3 protein-coding genes and 2 pseudogenes are annotated in these 7,652 nt (G+C 66.4%); 2 read left to right on the plus strand and 3 right to left on the minus strand.

The window, feature by feature from the left end; genetic code table 11:
• A partial coding sequence (locus FF096_RS25970; RefSeq protein ID WP_309223930.1) for a cellulose binding domain-containing protein occupies positions 1–476 on the minus strand: 476 nt, incomplete at its 3' end.
• Between the two features lie 363 nt (positions 477–839).
• Positions 840–1,613 carry a PaaX family transcriptional regulator C-terminal domain-containing protein gene (locus FF096_RS25975; protein ID WP_196222662.1) on the minus strand — a complete coding sequence of 258 codons (774 nt, stop codon included), beginning with the start codon at positions 1,611–1,613 and terminating at the stop codon, positions 840–842.
• Positions 1,614–1,959: 346 nt separating this feature from the next.
• On the opposite strand from FF096_RS25975, the pseudogene FF096_RS25980 reads away from it, so the two are divergent.
• A pseudogene (locus FF096_RS25980) lies at positions 1,960–3,409 on the plus strand (NF041680 family putative transposase).
• Between the two features lie 59 nt (positions 3,410–3,468).
• Positions 3,469–3,914, plus strand: a pseudogene (locus tag FF096_RS25985) (transposase family protein); the annotation flags it as partial.
• A 408-nt stretch (positions 3,915–4,322) separates the two neighbouring features.
• On the opposite strand, the gene FF096_RS25990 reads toward FF096_RS25985, so the two are convergent.
• Positions 4,323–6,917, minus strand: coding sequence for a glycosyl hydrolase family 8 (locus FF096_RS25990; protein WP_155222186.1), 2,595 nt, complete (start codon positions 6,915–6,917; stop codon positions 4,323–4,325).
• Between the last annotated feature and the right edge of the window lie 735 nt (positions 6,918–7,652).

Raw genomic sequence — 7,652 nt, forward strand, 5'->3', positions numbered from 1 at the left:
TTCGTGGTGACGTTGGTGCCGAGGTTGCCGTTCCAGCTTGCGTTGCGGGCGGTCACCTGCGACCCGCTCTGGCTGACGGTCGCGCCCCATGCCTGGGTCACCTGCTGGCCGCCACTGAACGACCAGGTCAGCGTCCAACTCGTAAGCGGATCACCCAGGTTGGTCAGGTTCACGTTTCCAGTAAATCCGCCCGGCCACTGCGAACTCACGGAGTAGGTGACGCGGCACCCGGGGGCCGCTGCGGCGGATGTGGTGACGGCGACCAAGCCGATACCAGTGGCGAGGGCCGCCGCCGGTATGACGGCTGCGGCGAACAGGCGGTAACGAGATAGGCGCATTGCCCCTCCTTCAACTGCTGACTTCGGTGGCGGTTGGCGTGGCGAGTCGAACCTGTGCGGGCTGGCGTCTCGAAGCGGGCCGGCTACCACTCCACGAGAGATCCATCGACTTCTATCGATGTTTGCACTGTAGGACATTCGCGTGACGTCGGTCAACACGAATGTCACATGAGTGGAAGTGCGCGTTCCGTCGACAATGCAGTCCGCACCTGGTTATCCCGCGACCTCGTTGATCGACCTGATGCGCTGGCCTGCCCGGCGGGGACCAAGTGACGCGAGGCCGCCTTCGCTGATCCCGTCGAATCGCCCCACCCTTGGGCGTCGACCGGCTTCATGGATGAGTATCGCCACAAATCACAGCGGTCGCAATAGGCACGCATGTTCGCATAGCGAACGCCGTCACGGGTGCGACACCGAACGACCGTTCGACATGGGACGGATCTCGTCACCGACGGTTCGGAAGCGGGTCCTACCCGCAGGCCGGAAAGGACTGGCTTCGTATCAGCCGGCCTGCCGGCTGATACGAGCCCACTCCCGGGCTGCGGCCGACTCCCAACGACCGTGTTGACGGTGGAAAAGGCGTGCCGCGCGGGCGCCGCTCCAGCGCGCGGGCAGCAGTTCCTTCGGCAGCACCGGATCGATGAGCGGCATGCGGCGCCAACGGTGCACGAGTCGAGTGAAGCGGACTAGAGGATCGGCGGATGGTTGACGACTGAAATCGGCTATGAACGACTCGTACTCGCGCTCGATGGAGTCGAGATCCCACGCCTGACGGATCAGGGTCGGTAGGCCCGCCCCGCCCAGGTACTCGGCCAGGAAGATCTGGGACTGCTCGTGCGCCCCGGCCTCCTGCAAGATGAGCTCAGCTTCCTTGATCCGGTCAGTGTGGGTGCTGACCCAGACCCCGGGGGCCGGCCGGCCGAAGCCCGACCACCCAAGCCGCTTGTGCAGCAGGTGCCGGGCCCCCCGGTTGCTCTCTGGCACCCGGGCCAGCACCATTAACCACCGACGGTCCCACTCCGGCTGCGTCGCCGTGAAACCGAAAATCCGACTGGCACCGAGCACCAGGAACTGTTCGAACGCCGGGCTGAGCTGCCACCAGCTGTAACGACCCTCTCTGGTCGAAACGAGCCAGCCGTCCGCCGCCGCGCGGATCAGGGCCTGCCGGCACGCCGCCTCCGCCACACCGAGGCGACCCAACACGTCGATGAACGCCGACGTCGGGGCAGGCTGTCTGGCTGGTCTTAGGTAGTCGCCGAGAACGGTGATCAGCAAACCCCGTACCCCACCCGCGCCTGCGGCATACCGTCGAGAAAGGACGGAACCCTTGCCGGACGAATTGCGGGACGGGCGCGGAGAGCTGTCCGCGTGCGACTGATCAGCCATGAATGGATCGGGCGTCGGCCACCGACGGATGGTCAGGATCGGTAGACATTCGGACATTGTATTGCCAGGGTTGAGAACTACAACCGGCGGTACGCCCGTACGCTGCTTGGTTCACGCGGCTAACTTGATCTTTAACCTTTGGCGGCTGGTTGGTGACCCCGGCTGATCATGGTGACAGCCCCTGGTCGATCATCTTCTTGTCGAGGGAAGAGGATCAATACCAGGGGCTGTCTTGGTGGTCAGTGTGCATGATGCTGGTTCTGCTGGTGCGTTCGGGGAGCTGGCGGCGTTCCGGCGGGAGTTCCATGCCTGTCTGACCGCTCGGGCGGATGCGATGTTCGAGTTGGCTGACGCGGTGTTGTGCGGCGACGGGCCGGTGCATTCGCTGGTGGAGCTGTCGCTGGTGGGCGAGCATCGTCGTGGTCATGGGTCGCTGTACGCGGCGCTGGCCCGAGGTCGGGTGGATGTCGAGCGGCTGCGCAGGAGCTTGGCGGCGCTTCCGCTGCCTCGCGCGGCCGATGGCCGGCTGGTCCTGGCGGTCGACATCACCTGCTGGCTGCGGCCGGACGCGCACACCTCCGCGGAGCGGATCCTGTGCCACACCTACGGCCGCGGCAAGGACCAGCACGTGATGATTCCTGGCTGGCCGTACTCGTTCGTCACGGCGTTGGAGCCCGGTCGCAGTTCCTGGACCGCGCCGTTGGATGCTCAGCGGCTCGCGCCGGGCGATGATGCCGCCACCGTCACCGCCGGGCAACTCCGCCACCTCGTGCAGCGACTCATCGCCGCTGGGCAGTGGCGCACCGGTGATCCCCCACATCCTGGTCGTCGCCGACGCCGGCTACGACACGCCCCGATTGGCATACCTGCTGCGCGACCTGCCGGTGCAGGTGCTGGGCCGGATGCGCTCCGATCGAGTGCTGCGCCACGCGGCCCCGCCCCGACGGCCGGGCACGAACGGTCGACCACCTCGCCACGGCGGCGAGTTCATCTTCGGTGACCCCGCGAGCTGGGGCGCGCCCGAGGTGACCACGGTGACCGACACTCGCCTCTACGGCGCTGCCACCGCCCGCAGCTGGGACCGGCTACATCCCCGGCTGACGCACCCCAACGCCTGGATCGACCAGACCGACGACCTGCCACTCATCGAAGGCACCGTGATCCGGCTGGAGGTGAATCACCTGCCTAGCGGCGCGATCCCGAAGCCGGTCTGGCTGTGGTGGTCCGAGACCGATGCCACACCCGCCGACGTCGACCGGCTCTGGCAGGCGTTCCTGCGCCGCTTCGACATCGAGCACACCTTCCGGCTGCTCAAACAGACCCTTGGCTGGACCTGCCCGAAGATCCGCACCCCACAAGCCGCCGACCGGTGGACCCGGCTCATTCTGGCCGTCTACGCGCAGCTGCGCCTGGCACGCGGCCTCACCAGTGACCTGCGCCGCCCCTGGGAGAAACCAACACCGCCCGAACGCCTCTCACCCGCCCGCGTCCGACGAGGGTTCCGGCACCTCCGCGCGAAGACCGCCTGCCTGGCCAGCGCACCGAAACCCTCCCGACCAGGTCCAGGGCGACCACCAGGCCGACCGAACAAGCAACCCGCTCAACGACACGACGTGCACATCAGCGCGAACGCAAGGAAGAAACCGAAGACCTCGAGCAGTCCCCGCCCACGCCGCACAGGTTAAAGATCAAGCTAAGGGGCGTCTCGTAACTCGCTCACACGTCCATGGTGGATCATGCCGGGGTGCAGTTGATCTTGGCAGCCCGCCGGGAGTGGATCTTTCCGTTCACCGGACTGCAGCCCGTCCAGTTCCGCAGGCTGGTCCGGCTGGTCATTGAACGCGGCGATGACGCGATCGCGGACGGGCGGCCGGGGCGGCAGTGGTCGCTCGATCTGGCTGATCGGGTGTTGCTGGTCGCCGCGTACTGGCGGACGAACCTGACGATGCGGCAGATCGGTCCGCTGTTCGGGGTGTCGCACTCCGCCGCGCATCGGGTCATCGAACACTTTCGGCCCGCTGCTGGCCCTGTCTCCGGTGGGCCAGCGTCGGGTTGACCAGATCGCCATCGTCGACGGCACCCTGATCCCGACCCGCGACCCACCGCCTCGCGGCACCGAGCAAGAACTACCGCTACTCGACGAACCTGCAGCGGCGCAACGCCGACGAAGAGGTGGTAGTGGCGTACGGACGGGCGATCGAGGCGGGTCACACCCACGAGACCCGCTGGCCGGGTTGGCTCTCGGTGACCTGCAGGCCGCCCACGGGAGGACGGAGGAGGCGGAGGAGGCCTACCGGAAGGTGGCTCGACTATGGCCCCGCTACGAGGAGCAGGCCCGCGTCCGGCTGGTCTGAGGCCGGTGCGGGCGCTGCTCAACGGGATCTCAAGCACCGTCGATCTGTTCGACCCGCCCGACAGGCATCTACTTCAGCGCGCGGCACGACGCGTAGATCGAATCATGCTGTGGGCAGCGTACGACCGTCATCCGGGCCGTCGTGGACAACGGCGGCCCGGATGGCGGTCGTACGCTGGGGATGAGGGACGGTACGAAGGGTGCAGCTTCTGATCAGGACGTGCCGGGATGCACCGTTCGCTGGCTCAGGAGCCGAAGGTGAGGTGGTTGATCCGGGCCGCTCCGGTGGTGGTGATGTAGATGTTCCTGGTGCCGGTCAGCTTGGGGTAGCAGGAGTTGGTCTTCAGGTGCCAGGTGCCGTTGCCGTCGGGGTAGACGGTGCAGGCCGGAGACGCCGAGGTGCTGGCGACGCGTACCTGGATGTTCACACCGGGCGAGGTGGTGGCGACTCGGAATTGGACCCGGCCAGCACCACTGGAGCCGAAGTCGACATTGTTGAGAACGACGTAGCTACCTGAACCGGAGAAGTCGACGACCGTCCCGCCGTCGACCGACGAGGTGGTGACGCCGGAGCCCGTGTCGAACGACTCGGCCTCGATCTGTTGGTAGGCATTGCGGTTACCGGTTCCGGAGGCGGCGGCGGTCGCTTCGGTGGACCATGCCGAGTCGCCAGCCTGGTTGCGGGCGCGTACCCGGTAGATGTAACGGGTGCCGGCGGTCACGGACGTGTCGCTGTAGCTGGCCGTGCCGGCACCGGTGGTGGCGATTTGGCTCCAGGACCCGGTGTCGGTGCGGCGTTCGATGACGAAGCCGGTTTCGTCCTCGGAGTTGTCACGCCAACTCAGGGTGATCTGCCCGGTGCCCGCAGTGGCGGTTAGGTTGGACGGCGCCGCTGGCGCGGTGGTCGACGGCGGGTTGGTCGTCACCGAAACACCTGAGGAAGCGGCGCTGGTGTTGCCAGCGGCGTCGCGGGCTTTGACCGTGAAGCTGTACGCGGTGCTCGGCGACAATCCGGTCACCGTGCAGGTGGTGGTGGTGACGTTGGTGCAGCCTGTGGCGCCGCTGGTGGCTGCGCCCTGGTAGGCGGTGTACCCGGTGACGCCGACGTTGTCGGAGGATGCGGACCAGGACAGCGTCACGCTGGTGGACGACTTCGACGGGGAACTCAGGCTGCCCGGGGCGGTCGGGGCCTGGGTGTCGGCGACGCCGCCGCCGGGCTGGTGGATGCGGAAGTTGCCGCTGGCGTGCAGCAGTCCCATGAAGGTCAGCAGGCCGTCGTAGTAGCGGTACTGGCCGGTGGGTGGTTGCAGGTTCCAGAGTGCCTCGACGAACTTCCACGCCCGCGCGTTGGTGGCCGACAGCGACGCGGCGCCGTTCGAGGCGATCAGGCCGGGCGAGCGGTCGTTGGACAGTGGGTTGCCGGCCAGCGAGTACTGGTTGACGTAGGCGTTGGTGCCCTGGCTCTCGAAGAACGTCTGCATCCGGTCGGTGAGGGTCTTCGAGCTGGCGTCGGCCGCCCACCAGGAGTAGTCCACCGCCCAGTTTACGGAGGTGCGCCAGGCGTCGAAGCGGAAGTCCCCGTGGTTACCGGTGTTGTTGGGCGTGCCGTTGAACTCGGCGTAGTCGGGGTTCAGTCCGGTCGTGGGGTGGGTGGCCTGGGTGAAGAACCGACGGCTGCGGGTGGCGGCGTCGCGCCAGAACTGACGATCCGCGGCCTGGTTGCCGTTCCAGCCGGTGGCCCAGCGGGCCCACAACTCGTAGAACGCGGGCAGGTGGTAGGACGGGTCGGTGAACGTCGAGGCACTGGCGTACGGGACGAACACGATCATCTTCTCGGTGCGGTTGAACATGTTGGTGACGCTCTCGATTTCACCGCCGTTCATGTCCTCCTTGTGGAGCATGGTGTCGAGGATCGCGTTGGCCTCGGTGGTGTAGCGGTAGATGCCCGTGCCGTTGCCCCACCGGTGCCCGGCGAAGAACAGCGCGGTGGCGAAGTACTCCTCGCCGTCCGAGGCCGGGTTGTTGTCCCGGCACGACCCGCTGAAGTTGGCCTGCCAGCAGAAGTAACCCGTGCGAGGTCCGGTCTTGTGCTGCATGTAGGTCTTGGCCCAGTTCCATAGGGCGTCGAACTCCGCCTTCCGGTTCATCTGCACCGCGATCATCATGGCGTAGCTCATGCCTTCGGAGCGCACATCGTCGTTGCCGGTGTCCTTGATGTACGCCAGGGTGCCGTTGCTGTTGGAGCCGGCGGTGTAGTAGAGGCGTTTCGTGTCGTCGGTGCCGGTGAAGAAGTGGGTCCAGTAGGCGTTGAGCTTCGCGGTGATGGCGGCGTTGGTGATCGTCGGGCCCCACTCCTGGAACAGGTTGCGGTAGACCCCGCTGGCGAATGCGCCGGTGGACGGCGGATTGGGTGCCGGCGGTGGTGGCGGGGTCGCGCCTTCGTAGTACAGCTCGAAGTAGTCGACGTATGTGTCGTTCTGGCCGTTGTCGGTCTCCAGCCTGAGCCGGATCTCCTTGGCGCCTCTGTTGGCGATGTCGAAGGTCGCCGACTGGGTGGTGTAGCTGGTTCCGGTGAACGTGAGCGCCGCGATCCTCTCGCCACCGACGAGCACGTTTATCCCGGCCGTGTTGTTGGCGCTGGAGGCGCCAACGATCCGGATGCTGTAGCGACCGGCCTGGTTGAAGGCGTACGAGGTGTAGGTGCTGTCGTTGTTGCAGTAGTAGACGGCGCGGGTGTCCTGCAGAGCCGTGCAGCCACCACCGTTGGTCATCGCCTCGGCCTGGACAGTGGTCAACAAGGTGGCCGCCTTCGCGGGCGCGGCAGTCAGCGGAATCGCCACGGCCCCGCTCACCAGGAGTACAGCCGCGAGTAGGGCACGGAGGAGGAACGGGCGAGAACCTTCACTCGGACGCTGTGCCACGAAGATCTCCCTGTGGATCAACAATCAACCGGAGGTACGGATCCACGGCGAGGCACGCCGGGAGGAGCAGTCGCGCCGGAGGTCATCGACACGCCGTGAACCAGTGGGGCGATTGTTGGACCTCGGTGTAACTCAGGTCAACATTTTCCGGAAACATTTCGGAAGCAAGGGGGCCATCTATGCCCGCCTGCGCGCCTTGGAATCGCTGCTGTTCTCGCTGTTCAAGCTGCCTATCCCCCTGCAGGATTTGAATGTTGCCGCCGGGTCACGCAGACCCCCTGGGCGCGACACGACAGCGGAAGCAGTCCGAAACTTTCGAGCGGTGCCGCCGTTGCCCTTCGGGCGACCGCGTCTGGTGTCACATCCAGAATCAAGCAGTTGCTGCGGCACACTCACACGGCCTCTGGCGGCGCACAGCCAGTCCGCGCGCGACCAGCGCGTCGGCGATGAAACTGTGCACCTGTTGCACAGTGAGATCAGGGACAGCAACCGCGGCGCCGGGAGGCTGGCGCATCAAGAGACCCGGTAGCCGGAAGCGACGGCATCGGAGCTTGTGTCGTCGTCCTCGTGGGGCTCTAGGAACACGAAGACGACGGCTGCCGTGATCGGGGCCGACACGGCTTCGATCAGTCGGCGAAGGTCTCCTCGGGCAGC

The sequence above is a fragment of the Micromonospora sp. CP22 genome, from assembly GCF_009712475.1.
Classification (GTDB): domain Bacteria; phylum Actinomycetota; class Actinomycetes; order Mycobacteriales; family Micromonosporaceae; genus Micromonospora.